Raw genomic sequence first — 23,476 nt, 5'->3', positions numbered from 1 at the left:
AAGGACGAACGATGAGCGAACCGTGTGTTTTGGTGGGCGTGACCGGGTGCATCGCCGCCTACAAGAGCTGCGAGGTCGTGCGCGGCCTGCAGAAGGCGGGCGTGCGGTGCAAGGTGGTCATGACCGAGCACGCATGCGAGTTCGTGGGCCCCACCACGTTCCGCGCCCTCACGCACGAGCCAGTCGCCGTGGGCCTGTTCGACGACGCGAGCGACCCCATCCACCACGTCTCGCTCGCACAGGAGTGCGACGCGTTCCTCATCGCGCCGTGCACGGCCAACGTGGCGGCCAAGATAGCCTGCGGCATCGCCGACGACCTGCTCACCACCACGGCCCTCGCCACCACCTCGCCGCTTCTGATCGCGCCCGCCATGAACGTGCACATGTACGAGGCGGCCGCCACGCAGGAGAACCTCGCGCGCCTGCGTGGGCGCGGCGTGCGCGTCATCGAGGCGGGCGAGGGGTACCTGGCCTGCGGGGACGTGGGCCGCGGGCGCCTGGCTGACGTGGACGTCATCGTGGGCGCCACGCTCGACGCGCTGCGCGAGGCGCGCGCGACGGGCGCAACGGGCGGCTGCGAAGGCGCGGAGCCGCCAGCGTGCGCAGCCGTTGGCGAATCAGCGGCTCCTGGCGCGTCGGCATCTGCCGGCCCAGCGGCCTCCGGCGCGCCCGCGCGCGACCTGGCGGGCCTGCGGGTGATGGTGACGGCCGGCCCGACCGTGGAGCCCCTCGACGCGGTGCGCTACCTCTCCAACTACTCGAGCGGCAAGATGGGATACGCGCTGGCAGCTGCCGCGGCGGCGCGCGGGGCGCAGGTGACGCTCGTCTCGGGGCCGGTGGCGCTCGAGGCGCCAGCGGGCGTGGACGTGATCCGCGTCAAGACGGCGCGCGAGATGCTCGACGCGGCGCGCGCGCCCTTCGCAGGCGCTGACATCGCGGTGTTCACGGCGGCGGTAGCTGACTTCCGGCCCGCTCGCCCCGCCGACCGCAAGCTCAAGAAGGGCGCCGACGACGCGGCGCTTCGCGCCGTCGAGCTCGTGGAGAACCCTGACGTCCTCGCGACGCTCGCGCGGGAAAAGCGCGCCGACCAGCGCGTGGTGGGCTTTGCCGCCGAGACGGACGACGTGCTCGGCAACGCCCGCCGCAAGCTTGCGTCCAAGCACGCCGACCTCGTCGTCGCCAACGAGGTGGGGGAGGGCCGCGCCTTCGGCACCGACGACAACAAGGTGTGGCTCGTCGACGCGGCGGGCACGCGCGAGCTGCCGCTCATGAGCAAGGCCGCGCTGGCGGACGCCGTCCTGGACGCGATTGTGGGCCTGCGGTAGGAGCGCGGCGTGGAAAAACCCGAGGTCGAAGAGGGCGCGCCCGCGCTGGCGGGCGGAACTGACGATGCGCGCCCGCCCGCGTCATCGGGTGCGGCTGATGACCCGCGCCCGCCCGCACTGGCGTCCACAGCCGATGACGTCCTGCGCCAGGCGCCCGCCGCCACGAGCGCGGCGGTGCGCAAGTGCATGCAGGGCAACAAGCGGCGCGACACCACGCCCGAGCTCAAGGTGCGTGCCCTGCTGCGCGAGCTGGGCTATCCCGGCTACCGGCTCGACTGGAAGAAGGCGCCGGGGCACCCCGACATCGCGTACCCCGGCCGCAAGATCGCGATCTTCGTCATGGGGTGCTTCTGGCATCGCTGCCCCGTGTGCGACCTGCCGCAGCCTAAGAGCAACGTGGCGTACTGGCAGGCCAAGTTCGACCGCAACGTCGAGCGCGACGCGCGCACGCGGCGCGCCCTCGAGGAAGCCGGCTGGAAGGTGGTCTACATCTGGGAGCACGAGCTCAAGAAGAGCCATCTCGAAGCCACCCGCCGCAAGCTCCACGAAGCCGTCCGCCGCCCCTGACCTTTCGGCTTCTTTCCCCAGGCCGTCCCAAACAGAATGTGCCGATCTTTTTCTTGCGCCATCTCAGGCGAAATGTGCCGTTCTTCTCCATATGCCACTCAAGCAGAATGCGCTCCGCCTCCTTGCCTCATCCTGAGCGGAGCGCCCACCCGGACGTCCTCCTGCATGTCATCCTGAGCGGAGCGCCCGAAGGGCGCGGAGTCGAAGGATCTGGTCGCGAGAGGGAAGCGCACTCAAGCGTGCCGTGCCCGAGCCCAGATCCTTCGACTAGCTTCGCTCGCTCAGGACGACACGAGAGGGAGACGGCTTCGCTCAGGACGACACGAAGAGACGGTGCATTATAACGTGCCATCAAGTTACCCAAGGACTTTCGGTTTTCCGTAAATCCGAATAAGTCGACACCACAAATCCGAATAAATGACCAACACAAATCCGAGTATTGTTGTACCGTAAATCCGAGTTGAAGATTGAAGAGGTTGATTGCCGTCTCTAGTGTCAATTAAGGGGCCGCGGGCATTTTTCCGTGCCTTAAGCAGTCAGCCTTCATGCGGGAGGTCAAATATGAGCAGAAAGTTCTTTCCAGGATGCAAAGTGAAGGCGCGTTATCCTGAAGCTAGCGAGTGGCTGGCAGAGCAAGTTATCGGTCGCGGGTACGCTGATGAGATCGTAGGATGCTGCCGAACGGATCATCAATCGCTTACCGCCGACGATACCGCTGTTTGCATCTGCAACAACTGCATGGCAATGATAGACGAAGATGCCGAAAATGGTGACTTGGAGAACATTTGGGTGCTCGTCGACAACGATCCCGGCTTTCCGCTTCCATCCTATGAGGGAAAGACGATGGGCGTCCAGGATTGTGGACGCGCTTACGACCGCATCGAAGTGCAGGATGCCGTTCGCAGCCTCATGCGCAAGATGGGCATAGAGGTCGTTGAGCTTCCCGATTCGCGCGAAGAGTCACGTTTCTGCGGGCAGTCTTTTCTGAGGGCCGCTCCCGAGCAAGATGCCAGCTTCGCTCCCAAGCGATACGTGGAGGATGCTGCAGAGCGAGGTATCTTCACCCCACTCGATCCCGACGCCATGCAGGCAAGGCTCGATAAGCATGCAGCCGCCATTCCAACTGACGAGGTCTGCTGCTACTGCTTCGCGTGCGATATGGGTCTAGAGGCTGGCGGCAAGGATGCCATCAACATGATCGAGCTTGTTTCCGGGAAGTTCAGGAAAGAATGACCTGATGGCTACGGAACCCCGCAGATTCATTGAGCTTGCCGAAGAGAATCTATTTGGCTTTAACGTAAAAGATCTCGAGTGCAAGCAATGCGGAGGAGTGTTTTGCGGGATGCGTGTTGGAAGGCTCTATAAAGGCAAGCCTCTCTTCATGTGCAGCCGATTGGGTAGCCACCTTGTCGCGGGCGCTCCCCACCTCCATCTTGGCCGCGACGCGCCGGCACATGCGGGCCAGCTGCGCGCCCTTGCCGCGGACCGCGAGGCTGGCGGCCCACTCCCTCTTCGCGGACCCCTCCCCGGGGAAGACGCGCTGTCTTCTGCATGGCATGGAAGGAGTCGAGCGCGAGGCCGACCGAGCAGCCCTCTAGCTTCACCCTCGCTTGCCGGCAAAGAACACAAGGACGGCGTTCTGCCGAGAGAGCGCCCGCTAAGAGGCGCGGATGATGTCTATATCCGGGTTCCTCCTCAAAAGCTCCTCGTAGAAGAGCTCCTTGTCCTCGAGCGCCACCGCGCCGTCGAACGCCCTCGTGCGTATCCGGACGGCGCCGGGCGCCGTGGGCCTCCACTGGTACGCCGCCAGCCAGACCCCCTTCTCCGACACCGACTGGATGTCGGAGTACCGCAGGGAGTCCGACAGGGTCCCGAGCTCCATCGCGAGCGCACCGCTTTTGAACGTGACCCGATGTTTTCGGCAGACGGGGACGGCCAGGCCGTCGACGACCGCGAGCATCAGCAGCGGGAAGACGGCGCTCAGCACCCGCTCCCCCTCCGCGCCCAGCTCGGCGACCCGCCAGGCGGCGCGCGCGGCAAGCCACGCGAAGGCCACGTTGAACAGGACGAGGCCCAGCGTCAGCGACCAGTGGATCTTGATCCGCAAGACGAGGTCGCGGTCCTCCGGAAAGTCCTCCGATCCCCCCTGGCGCGACTCTCGCCAGCAAGTGCTGCTGTCCACAGGCACCTCCCCTCCTCGGCAGAGCCAGATTCTCCCCACCATGATAAGTCATCGCGCCGCCTCGGCGTGCCCACAAGCCCCGGCGCAAGGAATCACCAGACAGCGGCCTTGCCCGAACGCGCGCGACAAACCGCACACTGTAGCTGCAGCTGCGCGAGCGGACAAGACGCGATGAACCTTGACATAGCGGAAGCCGGCCGAAGCCGCGTCGGCCCAGCATACGACCAGAAGAGGAGACAAGATGACTACGCAGACAAGCGCACCGAGAGACATCGAGGCAGAGCAAGCGGTGCTAGCCATCTGTCTCCTCAGCGAAGAGGGTGCCATAAAGGCAGCCTCGCGGCTTGAGCCCGACAGCTTCTTCCGAAAGGCACACCAAGCGCTCTTCGAGACCATGCTGCTGCTCATCGCGGAGGGAAAGCCGACAGACCCCGTGTCCGTCGCCAACAGGCTCGAGGCGCGGGGCGCGCTCGATCCCACCGAAGGGAGGTCCTACCTTGCCGAGCTCGTCTGCAACACCTACGCTGCACTGGCGTTCGCCCACCACGTGGAGATCGTGAGGGAGCTGGCGATGCTCGCGGAGTGCGGGCCGGACGGCGACGCGAGCGTCCTTTCCGGGTTCTTCTCCCGCCCGCTCGGGCGCGGCGTTGCCGAGACCATGAGGCGCCTGGCGGGGGCTGGACTTGACGAAGGCCGCACGTCATGAGCGACAGGCGGCCTTCTATCATCTTGATCGGGTTGGACTAGCTCAACGGCTCAAGCTCGCGGTAGAGCGGGTCGCCGTCGCCCACCAACACATCCCACCACCATTTGGGGCTCTCGACTCCGGAGGCGCAGAGCATGTCGAGGAGCTTTATCGCGTTGTTCGTCCTCATAGCAGCACCTCCAGGTATCCGCGGATCTTGCCCTCGACGCCTAGGGCGCGAGCGTATTCGAGCAGTTTCTGAATATCTCTGTCCTTGCTGCGCACATACTGCTTTATGGCGGGATTGAACACCTGGGCGTCCACGACGGAGCGGCCGCGCACCAGGTCACAGAGGGTGCGCTCGAGGTCGTAGGCGCGCACCTCGTTGCCGTAGGGGGTCCCCAGGGTGGAGAGCCCCAGGCCGAGGACGGCGTCGGCGCAGGTCCTCACCTCTATTCCCGCCTCCCGTGCCGACGTTGCCCGGTAGGAACGGGGGAACGTCATCGTCAGCCGGAAGGGTGTCCTGTCGGTCGAGTCGTGCAGGTAGAGCGCGGTGCCGTCCGAGAAGACCCCCTTGGGGAAGCGGAGCTGCGTCGCAAGGAACTCGTCCTCCCAGGAACCAGCCAGGCAGTAGACGCCGCGCTGCACGCGCTCAAGCACGCCGGATCTCACCATGTCGGTGATCCTGGCGCGGGGAATCCCCGCGGCGACGACCTGGGCGGTCGTCACCATTCCGCCGCCCGCCTCGGCGATGTCAAGTATCTCTTTCGTTTCCATCTCCTCCACTTGTCCGTTATTACTGTATATTTTTTCATATTAAGTCGAATTGGACAACAGAGCAGAAGAACTTTGTAGGCAACTGCCGTAAATTCTGATGAGAATCCGCTGCGTCTAAGCTGCGTCAGGCACGCGTGGGGATCGAACGGCCTCGAATGGCCAATGGAAATTGCTCAACCACTGGGTATTGTGCGACCGCGTCGTTGCAGAAATCATCAAGATGAGGGCGTCCGGTTGCCTTGGATATTCGGACAGAGGCAGAAAAGGATCAACCAGAGCAGCGATTCCGCCAAGAATCGCACCGATCAGGGTGCAAGAAGGCATGCGGAATAAACTGGCAGGTAGGTGATGCTGTCGCACACCTTCACGTTGGTTTCCGCCAGCACGATCGCTTCGTCGATGTGATAATCACGGACGGCGAGGGCGTTGTCGAGCGCAGCATGGGTCATGTAGCTGCTCCCCGACTTCACCTCGATGGCAACTATCGAGCCATCAGCCCTCTCGAGCACGAAATCGAGTTCCCTTATTTTCTTGGACGTGAAGTAGCGCGGTCTGAAGCCGTGGCATTGGAGTTGCTGAGCAACCGCGTTCTCGTAGACGCCGCCGAGGTTCGCCCGTGTGTCGCCGTCGAGCAGTCCGAGCGTCTCGGTTTTGAAGTAGGTGTTCGTCAGCATCCCGACGTCGAGGTAGAAGAGCTTGAAGCGGTTGCGCTGCTCGCTTGCGAGGAGCGGCTGGGTCGGGGCCGAGACGTCGAACACGGGTATGGCGACACCGGCCTTCGTGAGCCACAGGAACTCCTGGTCGACCTGCTTGAACTTCTTCACGTCGGGAATCGAGCCAAGCTTGAAGCGCCTGGATCTCGCTGAGATCTCGCTCGGGATGAGATCGTAGATGTCCTGGATGACAAGGCGCTGCTCCTTGGGGGCATACTGCGTGATGTCGCGCCTGTAGAAGGCGTGGATGTCCGCCTGCTCGCTGCGCACCGCGTCGATTCCCCGTCCTCCGACGAACGCGGAGACTGCCGCGGGCATCCCGCCGACGATGAGGTAGCGGTGGTACAGGGAGAGCAGCTGGTCATGGAGAAATCCGGGGACCTCCTCCTGCTTCGAGATTGACTCGGACAGCATTTCGAAAGCTTGTCCGTTCACGCCGTTCGCCCAGCAGAACTCCTCGAAGTCGAGAGGGAACATCTCGACTTCGCGTACGTAGCCGACCGGTTGGGACCTGATGTTCTCGAGCGTGATCCCCAGCAGCGACCCCGAGAGCACGTAGCGCAGCTCCGTGTTCTTAACGAGGTACTTCACGAAGGTCATGATTTCCGGCGCCTTTTGCACCTCGTCGATGAACACGACCGTCTTTCCTGGGACGAGGGGCACGCGCGCCGCCAGGGATATGCGAAGGAAGAGATCGTCGGCGCTCGTGGCTTGGGAGAATGATGCTTGGACCGAGGCATCTTCGACGAGATCGAACTTCGCGACGTTATCGAAATGCTCGGCGACGAAAGCGTCGATGAGGTAGGTCTTGCCGACCTGCCTTGCCCCGGAAACGAGCAGGGCTTTCTTCTCGTCGTTCGCAAGCCATGCTTTGAGCCTGTCAGCGGCTTTTCTCTTTAGCATAGGCTGTCTCCCTTACGCGTTGTGCCAAAATACGCGATTTCAAATAGCGGTAATGAGCTATTTTTCGAAATTTCAAATCAGCATTTTAAGCCAAAAATCAATATTCATCAACTAGAGCGCAAGGATGCGGTTTCAAGGGATTTCGCGCTGCGGTCGGTGTTGTCGGGCGCCAAAGGCGCTACATTATTTGCGAAAGCCGTCCCCGAGAGGGGATTTGGAAGTCGGAGCCGGTGTACCCGAGCGTTCTCGGGAGCCGGCTTCGGCGCGTCTTCAGGGCTGTATTCTTACGGTGATGACGCTTTTGCTCAGCGCTTGCCACTCTTCTTGCCACGGAGCGGTCCGGTCCAGCCTCGCTATCGTCTCCGAATAGGCTCCTAGCACTTGGTCGGGTACCCACAGCCTGTGCTCGGACGAGGGGTTTGCGAAGTCCAGCTCGATTGCGCGCACGAGGCCTCGTTTTCTCATGGACTGGAAGTGAGCGGCGTCCTTCGCGTCCGATGATGGCATCTGGGATAGGCTTTATGCGACGGCTGCCGAGAGCAATTCTCGTCTTCCTTGAAGTTATCTTACGAAACGGTAATCGCGGGGGGATGGCCCTGATGGTAGGATGATTCTGTATGGCGGGCGCCGGCGCGGCGCGAAGTTTCGGGAGGACCTGCCCATGGGAGCGCGGATTCTGCTGGTCGAGGACGACCATGCCATCGTGAGGGCGCTGACAAGCCTGCTTCAGGCCGAGGGCTACGAGGCGCATACGGCCTCAACGCAGGACCTGGCGGTGGCGCTGCTGAGCGAGGAGGCGTTTGACCTGGCCTTGCTCGACGTGTCGTTACCGCAGGGCAACGGGTTCGCCGTCTGCGCCGCCGCGCGCGAGCGCGCGCCCGAGATGCCCGTGATCTTCCTCACCGCCTCGGACGACGAGTACTCCACGGTCGCGGGGCTCGACATGGGCGCGGTCGACTACGTGGCGAAGCCCTTCCGCGCCCGCGAGCTGCTCTCTCGCATCCGCGCGGCGCTGCGGCGCGCCCGCGGGGCCGACAGCGTGCTGCGCCTCGGCGACGTGTACATCGACACCGCATCGGCCCAGGTGACAAAGGCAGGCGTCGAGGTGTTCCCCTCGGCGCTCGAGTACCGGCTGCTGCTGCACTTCGCGCAGAACAAGGGGCGCCTCGTCACGCGCGAGGGGCTGCGCGACGCCATCTGGGACAGCGCGGGGGAGTACGTGAGCGACAACTCGCTCAACGTGTACGTGAAGCGCCTGCGCGAGAAGATCGAGGACGATCCGGCGCGTCCGCGCCTCGTGGTGACGGTGCGCGGGCTGGGCTACAAGGTGGGGGAGTGACATGATCGTGACCGTCCTGCGCAACCGTCGCGTCGTCTGCGAGCTGGCGTGCATGCTGGCCGCCACGGCCGTCCTCGCCGCCGCAGCCTCCTGCGTCGAGAGCGCAAGCGCCGCGCTGTGGTGCGTCGCCGCCGGCGCTGCGTGCGCGCTCCTCTTCGCCGCCTTCACGGCGCGCCGCCATGCCGAGATCGCGCGTCTGACCGCCGAGATCGACGACGTCCTCCTCTTCGGCCGCAGCGTGGACTTCACGAGCTGCCGCGAAGGCGACGTGGAGGCGCTGCGCTGCGAGCTCGGCAAGGTGGTGGCGCGTCTCGCGCGCACGACCGAGCAGCTCACACGCGAGAAGCGTGCGCTCGCCGACGCTATGGCCGACATATCGCACCAGATCAGAACGCCGCTCACGGCCATGGCGCTCACGCTTCCCGCCTTCGAGCACGCAGACGACGCCCGCGAGCGCAAGCGCCTCGTGCGCGAGGTGGAGACGCTCTCCGACCGCGTGGCGTGGCTCGTGACCTCGCTGCTCAAGATGGCGAAGGTCGACGCGGGGGCGCTCACGGTCGAGCATGCGCCCGTGCGCGTGGGTGACGTGGTGGCGCGCGCGACGTCCCCGCTCGCGGCGGCGCTCGACCTGCGCGGCGTGCGCCTCGAGGTCGACTGCCCTTATGAGGCGAGCTTCAAGGGCGATGCGCGCTGGAGCGCCGAGGCGCTTGAGAACATCGTGAAGAACTGCATGGAGCATACGCCCGCGGGCGGGCGGGTGCTCGTGCGTGCCGCCGAAGACGCCCTCGCCACGCGCATCGTGGTGGAGGACACGGGCGCCGGCATCGCGCCCGAGGACCTGCCGCACGTGTTCGAGCGCTTCTACCGCGGGACGCACGGGGCTGCGCACGGCGGGGCGTGCGGGACCACGTCCGAAGCCGTCTGCGGGGCCGTGCAAGAAACCGCGCGTGGGACCACGTCCAAAGCCGTCTGTGGAACCGCGCCGGAAACCGCGCCTGCACCCGCGCATGGCGCCGCATCCGAAGTCGCATGCACCTCCGAGGGCTTTGGCGTGGGCCTCTCGCTCGCACTCGCCCTCGTGAGCGCCCAGGGAGGCACCCTGCGCGCGTCGAACGCGCCGCACGGGGGCGCCCGCTTCGAGATGACCTTCCCCAAGCTCGTGGTATAACGCGTGATGGAGGGCTCGTGGCTCGGCCGCGTGGCAGAGCGCACGCGGTACAACTCGTGGTGTAGCACTTGAGGCGCAGCGCCCGTGGCGCAAGCGCGCGACAGAGCGCTCGCGCCACGGGGCTCGTAGCGCAGGCGCGCTTACGGCGCCCATTTGCGCATCTGCGCCATCTTATGCGCCTCATCGCGCTTTCGTGCGCCTATAATAGGCTCAATCCCTTGCCAAGGAGGCGGGGCATACATCCAAGATAGATCATGGACAAGGAGAACGACTACAGTGGCCTACCAAGACGAAATCACCCACATGGACCGAGCGGAGCTTGAGGCGCTCCAGCTTGAGCGGCTCAAGAAAGCCGTGGTCTACTGCTACGAGAAGATCCCATTCTACAAGGAGAACTTCGACGCCGTCGGCTTCGACCCCTACGCGCTCGAGACCTTCGAGGACCTGCGCCGCGCGCCCTTCACCACCAAGCAGGACATGCGCGACGCCTATCCCTACGACCTCTTCGCGCTGCCGAAGAGCGAGGTGAAGGAGATCCACATGTCCTCGGGCACCACCGGCGTGGCGACGGTGAGCGGCTACACCGAGAACGACCTCAAGGTCTGGGGTGACTGCTTCGCGCGCGGCATCGGCTACGCGGGCGGCGACGAGAACGACATCGTTCACGTGTGCTACGGCTACGGCCTGTTCACGGGCGGCCTCGGCGCGCACTACGGCGGCCTGAACGCCGGCGCCATGACCATCCCCATGTCGGCTGGCAACACGAAGCGCCAGATCAAGGTCTTGCAGTCCATGGGCTCCTCCATCATCTGCTGCACGCCGAGCTACGCCATGTACATCGCCGACACCGCCATCGAGATGGGCCTCGACCCCAAGAAGGACTTCCACCTGAAGGCCGGCATCCACGGCGCCGAGGCGTGGTCGAACCAGTTCCGCGCGAACCTCGAGGAGAAGCTCGACTACAAGGCGCTCGACGTGTACGGCCTGACCGAGGTCATGGGCCCGGGCGTGGCCATCGAGTGCATGGAGCAGACGGGCCTGCACGTGGCCGAGGACCACTTCTGGATCGAGATCCTCGACCCCGAGACGCACGAGCCGGTGCCCGACGGCGAGTGGGGCGAGCTCGTCATCACGACGCTCACCAAGGAGGCCACGCCGGTCATCCGCTACCGCACCAAGGACATCACGCGCATCATCCCGGGCGAGTGCGCCTGCGGACGCACCCATCGCCGCATCGACCGCCTGCACGGCCGCACGGACGACATGATGATCATCCGCGGCGTGAACGTGTTCCCGAGACAGATCGAGAACGTGTGCACGGGCTTCGAGGAGATCGCCGACTGGTACCAGATCGAGCTCACGCGCGAGAACAGCCTCGACGTGGCCACGCTCAAGATCGAGATCAACCCCGACTTCCCGATGGACGAGATCCGCAAGATCGAGGACCTGCAGCGCCGCCTCGAGCAGGCGCTCAAGGACGAGCTCGCCACCAAGATCAAGGTCAAGGTCGTCGAGCCCTACACCATCACGCGCTCGGAGGGCAAGGCCGTGCGCATCGTCGACCTGCGCAGCGAGGAGGAGAAATAATGATCGATCAGCTCACCGTCTTTCTCGGTAACGAAGAGGGCCGCCTGACGGCGCTGTGCCGCACGCTGGGCGACGCCGGCATCCAGATGCACTCGCTCGTGCTCGCCGACACCACCGACTACGGCATCGTGCGCATCATCTGCGACAACCCCAAGGGCGCCATCGAGGCGCTCTCCCAGGCGCGCTTCACGGCGAGCCTCGCGAAGGTGGTTGCCGTCGAGGTGCCGCACGTTCCAGGCGGTCTGGCCGGCGTGTTCGCCGCGCTCGACAAGCTGGGCGTGAACATCGAGTACAGCTACTGCTTCATCGGCGCGAACGGCGTGGCGACGCTGGCGCTCAAGGCTCCCGAGTCCGTCATGGGCGCGCTCGACGAGGCGGGCTTCAAGGTCCTGCACCCCGGTGACCTCTACGCCGCCTAAGCATGCGCTCGCTGCGATCGCGTGAATTTTTCCTCTTTGGAAAAATTTTCCTTGAACGCGTGGGCGAGTAGCGCTATTATAGACAAGCTGCTTGAGCGAGAGCGGTTTTTGAAGCTCGGGCAATCAACGGGTTGTGGCGCAGTTTGGTAGCGCACTTGACTGGGGGTCAAGGGGTCGCAGGTTCAAATCCTGTCAACCCGACCAGCTAAATCAGCAGGTCAGAAGGTTCGCCTTCTGACCTGCTTTCGTTGTGCAGCCAAGTTGATTGGCTATGAGAAGTATTCGATGATCGCGTCGGTTACCTTGCTGGGTGAAATCTCAAGCCAGTCGTTCTTCGCCTTCGAAAGCTGGTTCCTGAACCGACGGTCATTGAGGATGCGGGTGAGCCTTCTCGCGATGCTCGGGTAGTCGTTCTCGCGCATTTTCTCATCGTCGAAGATCAGCGCCCGTATTGCCTGATCGAGTTCGCTTGCGCGAACGCCTTTGATGCACAGCAGGTAGTAGATGTCGAAGATGTCCTTGTAGCGCGTAGACGCAGCACCAATGCGGAGCAGGGATCGAAGCTTCTCGGCAACAACCTGCTCTCCGCTGTCAGCGAGCAGCGTCACAGATTCTTCGAGCTTGCCGAGATCGAAGCAGATCTCCTCGAGCTCGGGTGAGACGAGGTGGTGGACTCCGATATCTATTTTGGCTTTGATGGCGTTGCCGCAGGCATCCGATATGACGACATGGACGCGCTTGCCGCTATAATCCTGGTGCTTGAGCTCCTCGATTTCGCCGGATACCCTTATCGAGAAGTCGGATGCGCCATCTGAGAGGATTCTCACGAACTTTCTTATCGAGCTGTCGGTTATGGGATAGCGCACGAAATCAAGATCAAAGTCGGTGGTTGCGCGACGGGCATCTTTCGAAACATGCTGCATGAGCACGCCGCCTTTGATGGTGATGCTTTTGGACAGCGTTGACTTGGCTATCAGGTCGAGCATGGCGTCCTGTGCCGTTCTCGCTTCTGCTTGTGCGTGCTTGAGCCCATCCCCGATGTAGGAGTCCCTCATCTTCGCAAGGTCATTCATCTAGAGCACCTCCCTTTGGAGTATGTCAAACATGAAGTCCCGCTTCTTGAACAAATCAATATAGTCTTCCACTAGACGCATGTCGAGATCATGGGCAACGCGGCGGTAAGAGTTGATGATTTCCTTGTAGTAGTCGAGGGGGAGCTTTGCCTGCCGTCGCATGACCTCCACGAGCATTCGCTCGCGGTTGTATACGCGCACGGGGCCCTCGTCGCGCTCGACCTCGATGGCGCCTGGGTCCAGAAGGGCATCTTCGGTGAAGTACTGCTGGTAGTCTGACCTGCTGATGCGCGTGGACCTCCTGCTTGTCGCGAGGTGAACTTTGTCGGGAATGACGTCGGTGAGTCCGTACGCGTAGAGGGCGCTGTCCATCGTGATGACCGCATCAGGGTAAAGCACGTGCGCTATGACGAGCGGATCAGGGTGAGCGATCGTCGAGTACGCGCCACGCTCGATCTTGTGGAGCTCTCCAGCGTCGAGCATTCTCTCTAAGCGGTAGTCGGATCCCGCCTTCGCAAGTGCCTGCCGGTATGTCATCACCGCTGTCTTCATAGAGGGCATATTAGGGTAAACGCTCACATAAAACAATGATATGTGAGCGTTTACCCTAATTCAAGCGCATGATAAACTTCGCGCCACCCCCCCCTCATCTCACGGCAGGAACGGGGCGGGGATGAGGGCGCGCAGCGTGTCCTTCGAGCGGAGGCGCGAGAGGAACCACTCCTCGTCGCTCGTGAGGATGCTCTTGCAGTTCGTGAGGATGTTCAGCGGCCGCTCGAGCGGGCAGTCGCGCAGCTTCAGCATCGAGAGGCGCTTGTGGCGGCACTCCTCCTGCACGGCGAGCGCCGAGATGACGGTGACGCCGAGTCCCGCCATGACGGTGTCCTTGATGGCCTGGATGCTGCTGAGCTCGGCGACGACGGTGAGCTCGTCGGCGTCGAGGCCGTTTTTCGCCATGGCCATCTCCATCACCTTGCGCGTGCCCGAGCCCACTTCCCGCAGGATGAGGTTCTCGCTCTTGAGCTCCTCGAACGACACCTCGATCCGCTTGCTCCACGGATGGTCGATCGGCACCGCGATGACGAGCTCGTCGCTCCAGAACTGCTCGATGACGAGGTTCTCGTCATAGGGGACCGGCCCCTCCACCAGCCCGATGTTGAACTTCTTGTCAAGGATGGAACGCGAGATCATGAGCGTGTTCGCCACCAGCACGTTGAAGCGCAGGGGCGGCTTGCCCTGCGGCGTGTTGATCGACATGATGTGCGACAGCAGGTACTCGCCGATCGTGAGCGTGGCGCCGACGTGGATGCAGCTGCTCTGGTTCTCCGTCAGAGACAGGATGGTCTCCTTCGTCTCGTTCATCGTCTGGATGACGTGGACGATGCTCTTGTAGAAGACCCGTCCGAACTCGGTGAGCGTGACGCCGCGGTTGGTTCGCTCGAAGAAGCACGCGCCGTACTCCTTCTCCAGGTTCTGGAGCTGGATGCTGACGCTCGGCTGGCTGATGTGCAGGTGCCGCGCGGCCTGCGTGATGTTTCCTGTCTCGGCGACCTCTTTGAACACGATGAACTGCTCCAGAGAACTCACGATAACCCCTTTCCCTTCGCTACTTGGCGGGGGAGGAAGACGGGTCGAACGCGCGAACGGCCCAAACGATCTCATCGGTGTCGCGCGCCGGGCTCGAATCTCAGTCGTCTTGCGCTTACGTTTCGCTTACATCTCGTTTACGTGCCGCCATTAAAATAGTTCATAGCGGGCGAAGTGTATAGCTGGGAATAACTTATCGAGCGATTGAAATAAGCTATTGCTCGATTGCATATTCCCATTTTACAACCCCTTTAACGTGCTTTAGCGTTGGGATTGCAAAACTTTGGTACGAGCTGGTCGGTCCGACTGCGCCAAAGTTCGAGAAGGGGGTTCACATGGATGGTGCTACGCTCGTTTCGGTTCTTCTCCTCGCAGCGCTCGCAGGCTTCCTCGTGCTCAGCGCGCTCAAGTTCTGGAAGTACTCAAGGCTCTCCACCCACGGCCGCTTCGACTTGTACCCCGTCCCCAAGGAAGGGGCGGACAAGGTGCGCTACGGCGGCTCGTACTTCGAGGAGAGCGAGTGGTGGGCGAAGGAGCGCACCACGAGCCTTTCCACCGAGGTCGTCGAGATCATGAAAGAGATGTTCTTCATCAAGACGCTCTTCGAGCGCCAGCGCTCCCTGTGGTGGGCCTCGTTTCTGTTCCACGCGGGCGTCTACGTCCTGTTCGGCTGGTCGGTGCTGCTCATCCTCGGCGCGTTCGTGCGCGCTGACTTCGTGATCGCCGTCATCAACGTCGTCGGCGAGCTCGGGTTCGCGTTCGCCGCCGTCGGCACCGTGCTTTTGCTCGTGCGCCGCCTGACGGACGAGGCATCCCGCGTGTACATGGCGCCGGCGGACTACTTCAACCTCGTGCTGATCCTCGCCGTGCTCGTCACGGGCATCGCCTCGTGGACGACCGGCGCGAACGTCTACGACGTCGCCGCGCAGGTGCTCACGTTGAGCGTCGTCGAGCTTCCCGCCCTGGTGATGGTCCACTTCGTGCTCCTCGGCGTCATGATGGTCTACATCCCCGTGAGCAAGATGGGGCACTACGCGGGGAAGTTCTTCTCGTTCCACCGGGTCCTCTGGGACAACGACCCCAACCTTCCCGGGAGCAAGGTCGAGCGCAACATGCGCGCCGCGGCCGCCGCGCCCGCGCAGACCGCGTGGTCGGCCCCGCACACCCGCCCCACGCAGACCGACCCCAGCGCATCGGAGGAGTAGCCCATGTCCGTGAACACCAAGCACCTCAAAGCAAGCGACATCTCCCGAGACGTCGACGTCCTCTCTCCCGTCGACGATCTCATGACCCTTCCTTCCCCCTATGACGCAAACGGGCTTGAGCCGAAGTTCAAGGAGCTCAAGCCCGGGTGGGCGGAGGAGCATTGCGCGTCGCTCGACGGATTCATCGCGCTCGACACGCTCAAGCGCCCCGAGACGCAGGAGGAGGAAGACGAGTTCGTCGAGAAGTTCCTCGTCGGCCTGGAGAAGCTCTTCCAGGACGCCAACAAGGGGGCCCTGCAGCCCCTGCAGCTCGTCACCGAGTTCTGCGCGAAGTGCAACACCTGCTCGGAGGCGTGCCACATCTTCCAGGCGAGCAACGGCGACGAGATCTACCGCCCGAGCTACCGCGTGGACGTGCTGCGACGCATGTACAAGAGGCACTTCACCCCCTCGGGCAAGCTGCTCGGCGGTTTCGTGGGCGCCGACGTGGACGTGAGCTGGGAGTCCATCGCGCGCCTCGGCGAGATGGCGTACCGCTGCAACCTGTGCCGCCGCTGCGCGCAGGCATGCCCGCTCGGGCTCGACAACGGCCTGGCCGCGAAGGAGATCCGCAAGCTCTTCTCGCAGGAGCTCGGCATCGCGCCGACGCCCGTGCACAAGAAGGGCACGGTCCTGCAGCTCGAGGTGGGCTCGACGACGGGCCTCACGCGCCCGGCGCTGCTCGACACCATCGAGTTCATCGAGGAGGACATCGAGGAGCGCACGGGCCGCGCCGTGAAGTTCCCCATCGACAAGGAGGGCGCCGACGTGCTGCTCCTCCACAACGCCGGCGAGTTCATCGCGTGGCCGGACAACCCGGCGGCCTTCGCCATCCTGCTCGACGAGGCGGGCGTGAGCTGGACGCTCAGCTCCGAGCTCATGGGGTACGACGGCGTGAACTACGGCATCTGGTACGACGACGTGCAGGCGAAGAAGGTGGCGCTCGCGCAGTTCGAGGTGGCGAAGAAGCTCGGCGTGAAGCGCATCGTGGTGGGCGAGTGCGGGCACGCGCACAAGGCCATCGGCGTGGCGGCCGACCGCATGGCGGCGAGCGAGGACAAGGTCCCCGTGGAGAGCTTCCTGCCGCTCATGGCGCAGCTCGTGCGCGAGGGCAGGCTCGCGTTCGACCCGTCGAAGAACGACTTCCCCATAACGCTGCACGACCCGTGCAACATGGTGCGCCAGATGGGCATCGTGCAGCCCCAGCGCGAGATCCTGCGCGCGATCGCGCCGCAGTTCCGCGAGATGACGCCGCACGGCGTCGACAACTACTGCTGCGGCGGCGGCAGCGGGTTCGCCATCATGAACTCCTACAACTTCGGCGACTTCCGCGACAAGGTGAGCGCGCGCAAGAAGCTCGAGCAGATCATCAACGCCTTCGGGGACGAGTTCTCCGACCCGAGCGTGCTCAAGTGCGTGTGCGCGCCCTGCTCGAACTGCAAGGGCACGATCCGCGACATCCTGAAGGCGTACAAGGTCACGGCGAAGTACAACGTGCACTACACCGGGCTGGTCGAGCTCATGGTGAACGCCCTGGTGAGCATGGAGCAGCCCTACCTGGAGTTCCTGTAGCGCCTGCGGCGCGGGCGCGCAAGGGCGCGGGCGCGCGGTGGGCGCGAGCATCCCCCGTAGCACCGCCTGCGGCGCGGGCGGCAAGGCCAGGCGGGAGTCAGATGACGAGGAGGAAGGGGCGTCGGCATGGAGTCAACGCGCGGTGTGGTTGTCGGGGCGAACATCAAGAGCGCGCCCATCGACCTGCTCGAGAGGCTCAGCGTGCACCATTCCGCGGTGCAGCGAACCGCGCTCGACGTCAAGCGCGCCTGCGGCGCGGGCGGCGTCGTCGTCTTGAGCACCTGCAACCGCTTCGAGATCTACGCCACCTGCCCTGACGGCCTCGACGCCGCCGAGGGCATCAGGCGCTACCTGGTCGAGCGCTGCGCCGACGGCAGCGAAGAGGCGCGCGCGCGTCTGCTCGGCGCGCTCTACTCGTACGCCGACGAGGCGGCCTACCGCCACCTGTTCGAGGTGGTGTCCGGCCTCGACTCGCTCATCGTGGGCGAGGCGGAGATACTCGGGCAGGTGTCGCGCGCCTACCAGGCGTCGTGCGAGGCGAAGGCGGCGGACAAGCTGTGCAACGCGTGGTTCCAGCGCGCGCTGCACCTGGGCAAGAAGGCGCGCTCCCGGACGCTGCTCGGGAGCTTCTCGGTCTCGGTGGGGCGCATCGCGGTCGACTTGGCCGTGCGGGAGTTCGGTGACGTGCATGACAAGCGCGCGCTCGTCCTCGGCGCGGGCGAGATGAGCGAGCTCACGGCGAAGTACCTGGCAGCGCACGAGTTTCCCGTCGTCATGGTGGCGAACCGGTCGCTCGTGCGCGCCCGCGAGCTCGCCTGCGCGCACGGCTTCACCGCCCATCCGCTCGACGAGGTGGAATCGTGCCTGGCCAAGGCTGACGTGGTGTTCTCCGCCACCTCGGCGAAGACGTGCCTCGTGACCGAGGACATGGTGCGCCGCGTCATGGCCGCGCGCCCGGCGCGGCCCCTGCTCCTCGTGGACATGGCCATCCCCCGCGACGTCGAGCCGGCGGTCGCCAACCTGCCCGGCGTGTCGCTCCACAACATCAACGAGCTGCGCGACGCGGCCGAGCGGGGCCTGTTCGAGCGCATGCAGGCGGCGGCGGGCGCGCGGGCGCTCATCGACGAGGAGCTCGCCGACTTCACGCGCTGGATCAGCGCGCTCGAGCTCGTGCCCGTGATCGCGGCGCTGCGCCGCTACGCCGACGGCGTCAAGGCCGAGCGCCTCGAGGCGGCTGCCGACAAGCTCAAGGGGCTCTCCTCCTCGCAGCGGCACGCCGTGGACGTCCTGGCGACGACGATCGTCGACCAGATCGTGCGCAGCCCCGTCGAGGCGCTCAACGCTTGCGCGGGCACGCCGCGGGCGCGCGAGTGCGCCGGCGTGCTGCAGGAGCTGTTCGGCTTCCCGCCCGAGGTGCTGCCGGGCGGCACGGCGGGCGCGTGCGGGGAAGGCGCGGCCGCGCGCCAGGAGGGCGAGGCTGCGCGTAAGGGGAGCGAGGTCGTGCGATGAGGACGCTCAAGGTGGGCACGCGGAGAAGCCAGCTCGCGCTCTGGCAGGCCGAATGGGTGAAGGCCCAGGTCGAGCGCTCGTTTCCGCAGCTTGAGGTGGAGGTTGTCACGCTCGACACCAAGGGCGACCTCGATTTGGCGACGCCTCTGCCCTCGGTGGCGGACAAGGGGTTCTTCACGGTCGAGATCGAGCAGGCGCTCCTCGCGCGCGAGATCGACGTCGCCGTGCACAGCTTGAAGGACCTGCCGACCGTGCTTCCCGCCGGCCTGCGCATCGGCGCCTACGGCAGCCGCGCCGACGCGCACGACGTGTTCCTCAGCCGTGACGGCACGCCGCTCGCGCGCCTTCCCGAGGGCGCGCGCGTCGGCACGTCGAGCCTGCGGCGGACGGCGCAGATCAAGCGCCTGCGTCCCGACCTCGCCTGCGTCGAGCTGCGCGGGAACCTCAACACGCGCTGGCGCAAGCTGCAGGAGGGGCATGCCGCGGGCATCGTGCTCGCAGCCGCAGGCGTTGAGCGCCTCGGGTGGCAGGACCGCGTCACCGAGGCGTTTCCCTTCGACGCCATGCTCCCCGCGCCAGGGCAGGGCGTGATCGCCGTCGAGTGCGCCGAGGACCGCCCCGAGGTGCTCGAGGTCCTGCGCTGCGTGAACCACGAGGCGAGCGAGCGCGCCGCGCGGGCCGAGCGCGCGTTCCTCGGGGCGCTCGAGGGAGGGTGCCAGACGCCGCTCGGCGCGCACGCGACCTGCGCGCGCGGCGCGATCACGCTCGACGCGGCCGTGTTCGGCCTTGGCGGAGAGCGCTGCGTGCGCGTGAGCGTCTCGGGGCCCGACCCCGAGGACGTGGGCGCGCAGGCGGCGCGCGCGGCGCTTCGGCGCGGGGCAGACGAGATCATGCGCGACGTGCGCGCGATGTGAGGAGGTGGGCTGCATGCCGGAATGCGGCAAGGTGGTGCTCGTCGGCGCAGGTCCGGGGGATCCGGGCCTCATGACGCTTGCGGGCAGGCAGTGGGTGGAGCGCGCGGAGGTGCTCGTGTACGACCGCCTCGTGGCGCGCGAGCTCGTGGCGATGGCGCCGGCGGGCTGCGAGCGCGTGTACGTGGGCAAGACGCCCGAGCGCCACACGCTCTCCCAGGACGAGATCAACGCGCTTCTGCTCGAGCACGCGCGCGCCGGCAAGCTCGTCGTGCGCCTCAAGGGCGGCGATCCGTTCGTGTTCGGGCGCGGCGGCGAGGAGGCGCTCGCGCTGCGTGCGGCAAGTGTCCCGTATGCGGTGGTGCCGGGCGTGACGGCGGCCGTCGCCTCGCCGGCCTACGCCGGCATCCCCGTGACGCACCGCGGCATGTCGTCGACGTTCACGGTGGTGACGGGGCACGAGGCGCCCGACAAGCTCGCCTCGGCGGTTGACTGGGAGGGCCTGGCGCGGGTCGGCGGGACGCTCATCTTCCTCATGGGCATGCGCAACATCAACTTGATCTGCGAAAACCTCATGCGCTGCGGCATGGGCGCCGCCACGCCCGCGGCGGTGGTCGAGCGCGGCACGTGGCCGGGGCAGCGCGTGGTCACCTCGACGCTCGGCGCGCTTGGCGCCGACGTCGCGGCAAGCGGGCTCGCAAGCCCTGCCACCATCGTGGTCGGCGAGGTCGCGCGCCTGCACGCCGAGCTCGCCTGGCGCGCCACCCGCCCGCTCGCGGGCAAGCACGTGGTGGTCACGCGGGCGCGCTGCCAGGCGTCGAAGCTCTCGCGGCAGCTCGAGCAGCTCGGCGCGACGGTCGAGGAGCGCCCGCTGATCCGCCTCGAGCCGACGGGCGTCACCGAGCTCGTCAGATGCGCGCTCGACGAGCTTTCCTCCTTCGATCACGTGGTGTTCTGCAGCGTGAACGGCGTGCGGTACTTCGCCGAGGCGCTCGCCGCCCATGCGGGCGCGCGCGACCTGAGCGCGCTCACCGCGCGCGCCGTGGCCGTCGGGCCCGCCACGGCCGAGGCGCTCGCCGCCCGCGGCGCCGAGGGCGTCATCGTCCCCGAAGAGGGGAGCGCCGAGGGCCTGCTCTCGCTGCTCGAGCACATGACGCGCCCCGGCGAGCGCGTCCTGGTGGTGCGCGCCGAGCACGCGCGCTCCGTCATCCAGGACGGCCTTGCGCCTCGCGGCGTCATCGTCGCCGAGGCGCCGGTCTACCGCAACGTGCCCGACGAGAGCAGCCGCGAGGCGCTCGTCAGCGCCCTGCGCGCGGGCCGCGTCGACGCGATCATGCTCACGAGCTCCTCGACGGCGCGCAACCTGCGCGACGCGCTCGAGGGCGAGCTCGGCCTGCTCGAGGGAGTGAAGCTCCTCTCCATCGGCCCTGTCACCACGCAGACGGTGCGCGAGCTCGACATGGCGTGCGCCGCCGAGGCGGGCGAGCCCACCGTGTCCGCGCTCGCGCGCCTCGCCGAGCGCGAGCTGGGAGGCGTCTCATGAAGCTCGCCGTGCGCCACCGCCGCCTGCGCTCCTCGGCCGCCCTGCGCGCGATGGTCCGCGAGAACCACGTGCGGGTGACCGACCTCATCTACCCGCTCTTCGTGCGCGAGGGCGAGGGCGTCTGCGAGCCCGTCGCCTCGATGCCCGGCGTGTGCCGCTACTCGCTCGACAGGCTCGAGCCCGTCCTCGCCGAGGTGACCGACCTCGGCATCCCCGCGGTCATCCTGTTCGGCATCCCCGAGCGCAAGGACGCGCTCGGAAGCGGCGCCTACGACGAGGCGGGCATCGTGCAGCGGGCCATCCGCCTCATCAAGGAGCGCCACCCCCACCTCGTCGTCATCGCCGACGTGTGCCTGTGCGAGTACACCGACCACGGCCACTGCGGCGTGGTGCGCGACGGCATCGTCGAGAACGACCCCACCGTCGAGCTCCTCGCGCGGACCGCCGTGTCGCAGGCGCGCGCGGGCGCTGACGTCGTCGCGCCGTCCGACATGATGGACGGGCGTGTGGCCGCCCTGCGCACGGCCCTCGACGGCGCCGGCTTCGAGCACGTGGCCATCATGTCCTACGCCGCCAAGTACGCCTCGGGGTTCTACGGCCCCTTCCGCGACGCGGCGGGCTCGGCGCCGCAGCACGGTGACCGCAAGACCTACCAGATGGACCCCGCCAACGGCGACGAGGCCCTGCGCGAGATCCGCGCCGACGTGGACGAGGGCGCCGACATGATCATCGTCAAGCCGGCGCTGGCGTTCGGCGACATCATGTGGCGTGCGCGCCTCGCCTCGCAGTTGCCCGTCGTCGCCTACAACGTGAGCGGGGAGTACGCGATGGTGAAGGCGGCCGCGCTCGCGGGCTGGCTCGACGAGCGGCGCGTGGTCACCGAGCTGCTCGTGGGCATGAAGCGCGCGGGCGCCGACATGATCATCACCTACCACGCGCTCGACGCCGCGCGCTGGCTGCGCGAGGAGGCGCTCTGATGCGCCGGCCGGACGGCGGGCGCGCCGCGGCCCCGGGCTTGCCAGCCAGCGGAAGCGCGTGGGCCTTCGCGCAGGCGTGCGAGGTCATCCCGGGTGGCGTCGACTCGCCCGTGCGCGCGGCGCGCGCCGTGGGCGCTGACCCGCTGTTCATCGAGCGCGGCGAAGGTGCGTATCTGTGGGACGTCGACGGAGGCCGCTACATCGACTACGTGGGATCGTGGGGCCCGCTCATCATGGGCCACGCGCATCCGCGCGTCGTGCGCGCGGTGTGCGAGGCCGCACGCCGCGGCACGAGCTTCGGCGCGCCGACCGAGGCCGAGACGCAGCTCGCACGCGAGATCAGAGACGCGATGCCCGCGCTCGAGATGATCCGCTTCGTGAGCTCGGGCACCGAGGCGACCATGAGCGCGCTGCGCCTCGCGCGCGGCGTGACGGGGCGCGACATGGTGCTGAAGTTCGAGGGCTGCTACCACGGGCACGTCGACGCGCTCCTCGTCAAGGCGGGCAGCGGCGCGCTGACGCTCGGCGTGCCCACCTCGGCTGGCATAGCGGAGGGCGTCGCGGCAGGCACGCTCGTCGCGCGCTACAACGACCTCGAGGGCACGCGCGCGCTCTTCGAGCGCTACGGCGAGCAGATCGCCTGCGTGATCGTCGAGCCCGTCGCAGGCAACATGGGCGTGGTGCTTCCTCATGAGGAGTTCCTTCCGGGCCTGCGGAGGCTTTGCGACGCCTACGGGAGCCTGCTCGTGGTCGACGAGGTCATGACGGGCTTCCGCGTGGGGCGCGGCGGGGCGCAGGAGCGCTTCGGCGTCGAGGGCGACCTCACGTGCCTCGGCAAGATCATCGGCGGCGGGCTTCCCCTGGCGGCCTTCGGCGGAAGGCGCGCGATCATGGAGCAGCTCGCGCCGCTCGGGCCGGTCTACCAGGCGGGGACGCTCTCGGGCAACCCGCTCGCCACGGCGGCGGGCCTCGCCACGCTCGGCCTCCTGCGCGAGCCGGGCGTCTACGAGCGCGTCTTCGAGCTCACGCAAGCCCTCGCGCGCAGCCTCGAGGACGGCGCGCGCGCGGCGGGCGTGCCGGTGAGCGTGAACGCGGTCGGCGGCATGTTCTCGCTCTTCTTCACCGAGGGTCCCGTCGTCGACTTCGCGTCGGCGACGCGCTCTGACACGGCGCGTTTCGCGCGCTTCTACGCCGACCTGCGCCGCGACGGGGTGTATCTGGCCCCGAGCCAGTTCGAGTCCTTGTTCATGTCGGCCGCCCACACGCGCGCCGACGTCGACGCCACCGCCGAGGCGGCCCGTCGCGCGTTCGCGCGCCTCTAGCGAGCCCGCGGCCTCGGGCGGCGCGGGCGCTCGCGCAGCTCGTTCGCGCGCCTCGCCCACACGCCGAAGCCAC

General features: G+C 66.2%; 22 protein-coding genes and 1 tRNA gene. 16 read left to right on the top strand and 7 right to left on the bottom strand.

All coding sequences use genetic code 11. From position 1 onward, the window contains the following. The first annotated feature begins 11 nt into the window (after positions 1-11). The 3 genes from coaBC to HRL41_RS02350 all read left to right on the top strand — a co-directional run bounded on the left by coaBC (position 12) and on the right by HRL41_RS02350 (position 3,125). A complete protein-coding gene (gene coaBC / locus HRL41_RS02360; RefSeq protein WP_172135358.1) occupies positions 12-1,325 on the top strand; it encodes a bifunctional phosphopantothenoylcysteine decarboxylase/phosphopantothenate--cysteine ligase CoaBC in 1,314 nt (437 codons plus the stop codon). A 9-nt stretch (positions 1,326-1,334) separates the two neighbouring features. Continuing rightward, on the top strand, positions 1,335-1,892 hold the full coding sequence (gene vsr / locus HRL41_RS02355; RefSeq protein WP_371808782.1) for a DNA mismatch endonuclease Vsr: 558 nt from the start codon (positions 1,335-1,337) through the stop codon (positions 1,890-1,892). A 561-nt stretch (positions 1,893-2,453) separates the two neighbouring features. After that, a complete protein-coding gene (locus HRL41_RS02350) occupies positions 2,454-3,125 on the top strand; it encodes a hypothetical protein (RefSeq protein ID WP_172135357.1) in 672 nt (223 codons plus the stop codon). Between the two features lie 424 nt (positions 3,126-3,549). On the opposite strand, the gene HRL41_RS02345 is transcribed toward HRL41_RS02350, so the two are convergent. Beyond that, positions 3,550-4,074 (bottom strand): hypothetical protein, encoded by a 525-nt coding sequence (locus HRL41_RS02345; protein WP_172135356.1) that lies wholly within the window; start codon positions 4,072-4,074, stop codon positions 3,550-3,552. A gap of 241 nt (positions 4,075-4,315) precedes the next feature. On the opposite strand from HRL41_RS02345, the gene HRL41_RS02340 reads away from it, so the two are divergent. Further along, entirely contained in the window at positions 4,316-4,780 is a 465-nt protein-coding gene (locus tag HRL41_RS02340) for a DnaB-like helicase N-terminal domain-containing protein (protein WP_172135355.1), read from the top strand. A gap of 37 nt (positions 4,781-4,817) precedes the next feature. On the opposite strand, the gene HRL41_RS12285 is transcribed toward HRL41_RS02340, so the two are convergent. The 3 genes from HRL41_RS12285 to HRL41_RS02330 all read right to left on the bottom strand — a co-directional run bounded on the left by HRL41_RS12285 (position 4,818) and on the right by HRL41_RS02330 (position 7,152). Continuing rightward, positions 4,818-4,949, bottom strand: a complete 132-nt coding sequence (locus HRL41_RS12285) for a hypothetical protein (RefSeq protein WP_256368252.1) — start codon at positions 4,947-4,949, stop codon at positions 4,818-4,820. Then, on the bottom strand, positions 4,946-5,536 hold the full coding sequence (locus HRL41_RS02335) for a type IV toxin-antitoxin system AbiEi family antitoxin domain-containing protein (protein ID WP_172135354.1): 591 nt from the start codon (positions 5,534-5,536) through the stop codon (positions 4,946-4,948). Before HRL41_RS02335 ends, HRL41_RS12285 begins: the two co-directional genes overlap by 4 nt. 305 nt (positions 5,537-5,841) lie before the next feature. After that, on the bottom strand, positions 5,842-7,152 hold the full coding sequence (locus tag HRL41_RS02330) for an ATP-binding protein (RefSeq protein ID WP_172135353.1): 1,311 nt from the start codon (positions 7,150-7,152) through the stop codon (positions 5,842-5,844). A gap of 661 nt (positions 7,153-7,813) precedes the next feature. Here HRL41_RS02330 and HRL41_RS02325 point away from each other — a divergent pair. From HRL41_RS02325 to HRL41_RS02305, 5 genes are all read left to right on the top strand, one after another. Further along, on the top strand, positions 7,814-8,491 hold the full coding sequence (locus HRL41_RS02325; RefSeq protein WP_172135352.1) for a response regulator transcription factor: 678 nt from the start codon (positions 7,814-7,816) through the stop codon (positions 8,489-8,491). Between the two features lies 1 nt (position 8,492). Beyond that, the gene (locus HRL41_RS02320; protein WP_172135351.1) at positions 8,493-9,659 is read left to right on the top strand and encodes a sensor histidine kinase KdpD; all 1,167 of its coding nucleotides are present in this window, start codon (positions 8,493-8,495) and stop codon (positions 9,657-9,659) included. A gap of 276 nt (positions 9,660-9,935) precedes the next feature. Beyond that, a complete protein-coding gene (locus HRL41_RS02315) occupies positions 9,936-11,246 on the top strand; it encodes a phenylacetate--CoA ligase family protein (protein WP_371808781.1) in 1,311 nt (436 codons plus the stop codon). Beyond that, a complete protein-coding gene (locus HRL41_RS02310) occupies positions 11,246-11,665 on the top strand; it encodes an amino acid-binding protein (protein WP_165171682.1) in 420 nt (139 codons plus the stop codon). The genes HRL41_RS02315 and HRL41_RS02310 overlap by 1 nt, the downstream gene beginning before the upstream one ends. Positions 11,666-11,792: 127 nt before the next feature. Next, positions 11,793-11,869, top strand: a tRNA-Pro gene (locus HRL41_RS02305). Between the two features lie 65 nt (positions 11,870-11,934). Here HRL41_RS02305 and HRL41_RS02300 read toward each other — a convergent pair. The 3 genes from HRL41_RS02300 to HRL41_RS02290 form a co-directional block, all read right to left on the bottom strand. Next, positions 11,935-12,738, bottom strand: coding sequence for a nucleotidyl transferase AbiEii/AbiGii toxin family protein (locus HRL41_RS02300; protein WP_172135350.1), 804 nt, complete (start codon positions 12,736-12,738; stop codon positions 11,935-11,937). Next, complete coding sequence (locus HRL41_RS02295; RefSeq protein WP_172135349.1) at positions 12,739-13,290, bottom strand: hypothetical protein; 552 nt, start codon at positions 13,288-13,290, stop codon at positions 12,739-12,741. It lies immediately after the preceding gene. A gap of 99 nt (positions 13,291-13,389) precedes the next feature. Further along, positions 13,390-14,325, bottom strand: coding sequence for a LysR family transcriptional regulator (locus tag HRL41_RS02290; RefSeq protein ID WP_172135348.1), 936 nt, complete (start codon positions 14,323-14,325; stop codon positions 13,390-13,392). A gap of 335 nt (positions 14,326-14,660) precedes the next feature. Here HRL41_RS02290 and HRL41_RS02285 point away from each other — a divergent pair, with 335 nt between their 5' ends. The 7 genes from HRL41_RS02285 (at position 14,661) to hemL (ending at position 23,403) form a co-directional block, all read left to right on the top strand. Further along, a complete protein-coding gene (locus HRL41_RS02285; protein ID WP_172135347.1) occupies positions 14,661-15,530 on the top strand; it encodes a respiratory nitrate reductase subunit gamma in 870 nt (289 codons plus the stop codon). Positions 15,531-15,533: 3 nt separating this feature from the next. Next, the gene (locus HRL41_RS02280) at positions 15,534-17,141 is read left to right on the top strand and encodes a (Fe-S)-binding protein (protein ID WP_165171688.1); all 1,608 of its coding nucleotides are present in this window, start codon (positions 15,534-15,536) and stop codon (positions 17,139-17,141) included. A gap of 126 nt (positions 17,142-17,267) precedes the next feature. Next, a complete protein-coding gene (gene hemA / locus HRL41_RS02275) occupies positions 17,268-18,650 on the top strand; it encodes a glutamyl-tRNA reductase (RefSeq protein WP_172135346.1) in 1,383 nt (460 codons plus the stop codon). After that, complete coding sequence (hemC, locus tag HRL41_RS02270) at positions 18,647-19,564, top strand: hydroxymethylbilane synthase (protein WP_172135345.1); 918 nt, start codon at positions 18,647-18,649, stop codon at positions 19,562-19,564. Before hemA ends, hemC begins: the two co-directional genes overlap by 4 nt. Positions 19,565-19,577: 13 nt before the next feature. Then, the gene (cobA, locus tag HRL41_RS02265) at positions 19,578-21,104 is read left to right on the top strand and encodes a uroporphyrinogen-III C-methyltransferase (RefSeq protein WP_172135344.1); all 1,527 of its coding nucleotides are present in this window, start codon (positions 19,578-19,580) and stop codon (positions 21,102-21,104) included. Next, positions 21,101-22,081, top strand: a complete 981-nt coding sequence (gene hemB / locus HRL41_RS02260; RefSeq protein ID WP_172135343.1) for a porphobilinogen synthase — start codon at positions 21,101-21,103, stop codon at positions 22,079-22,081. Before cobA ends, hemB begins: the two co-directional genes overlap by 4 nt. After that, positions 22,081-23,403 carry a glutamate-1-semialdehyde 2,1-aminomutase gene (gene hemL, locus HRL41_RS02255; protein ID WP_172135342.1) on the top strand — a complete coding sequence of 441 codons (1,323 nt, stop codon included), beginning with the start codon at positions 22,081-22,083 and terminating at the stop codon, positions 23,401-23,403. The genes hemB and hemL overlap by 1 nt, the downstream gene beginning before the upstream one ends. Positions 23,404-23,476: the final 73 nt, after the last annotated feature.

Source organism: Adlercreutzia sp. ZJ473 (assembly GCF_013185065.1).
GTDB lineage: Bacteria > Actinomycetota > Coriobacteriia > Coriobacteriales > Eggerthellaceae > CAAEEV01.
This window is presented reverse-complemented; position numbering and strand designations above follow the sequence as displayed.

Coding starts and splice junctions, on each gene's coding strand:
- coaBC (WP_172135358.1), top strand. CDS start 12: ATGAGCGAACCGTGTGTTTTGGTGGGCGTGACCGGGTGCATCGCCGCC.
- HRL41_RS02350 (WP_172135357.1), top strand. CDS start 2,454: ATGAGCAGAAAGTTCTTTCCAGGATGCAAAGTGAAGGCGCGTTATCCT.
- HRL41_RS02340 (WP_172135355.1), top strand. CDS start 4,316: ATGACTACGCAGACAAGCGCACCGAGAGACATCGAGGCAGAGCAAGCG.
- HRL41_RS12285 (WP_256368252.1), bottom strand. CDS start 4,949: ATGAGGACGAACAACGCGATAAAGCTCCTCGACATGCTCTGCGCCTCC.
- HRL41_RS02335 (WP_172135354.1), bottom strand. CDS start 5,536: ATGGAAACGAAAGAGATACTTGACATCGCCGAGGCGGGCGGCGGAATG.
- HRL41_RS02330 (WP_172135353.1), bottom strand. CDS start 7,152: ATGCTAAAGAGAAAAGCCGCTGACAGGCTCAAAGCATGGCTTGCGAAC.
- HRL41_RS02325 (WP_172135352.1), top strand. CDS start 7,814: ATGGGAGCGCGGATTCTGCTGGTCGAGGACGACCATGCCATCGTGAGG.
- HRL41_RS02320 (WP_172135351.1), top strand. CDS start 8,493: ATGATCGTGACCGTCCTGCGCAACCGTCGCGTCGTCTGCGAGCTGGCG.
- HRL41_RS02310 (WP_165171682.1), top strand. CDS start 11,246: ATGATCGATCAGCTCACCGTCTTTCTCGGTAACGAAGAGGGCCGCCTG.
- HRL41_RS02300 (WP_172135350.1), bottom strand. CDS start 12,738: ATGAATGACCTTGCGAAGATGAGGGACTCCTACATCGGGGATGGGCTC.
- HRL41_RS02295 (WP_172135349.1), bottom strand. CDS start 13,290: ATGAAGACAGCGGTGATGACATACCGGCAGGCACTTGCGAAGGCGGGA.
- HRL41_RS02285 (WP_172135347.1), top strand. CDS start 14,661: ATGGATGGTGCTACGCTCGTTTCGGTTCTTCTCCTCGCAGCGCTCGCA.
- HRL41_RS02280 (WP_165171688.1), top strand. CDS start 15,534: ATGTCCGTGAACACCAAGCACCTCAAAGCAAGCGACATCTCCCGAGAC.
- hemA (WP_172135346.1), top strand. CDS start 17,268: ATGGAGTCAACGCGCGGTGTGGTTGTCGGGGCGAACATCAAGAGCGCG.
- hemC (WP_172135345.1), top strand. CDS start 18,647: ATGAGGACGCTCAAGGTGGGCACGCGGAGAAGCCAGCTCGCGCTCTGG.
- cobA (WP_172135344.1), top strand. CDS start 19,578: ATGCCGGAATGCGGCAAGGTGGTGCTCGTCGGCGCAGGTCCGGGGGAT.
- hemB (WP_172135343.1), top strand. CDS start 21,101: ATGAAGCTCGCCGTGCGCCACCGCCGCCTGCGCTCCTCGGCCGCCCTG.
- hemL (WP_172135342.1), top strand. CDS start 22,081: ATGCGCCGGCCGGACGGCGGGCGCGCCGCGGCCCCGGGCTTGCCAGCC.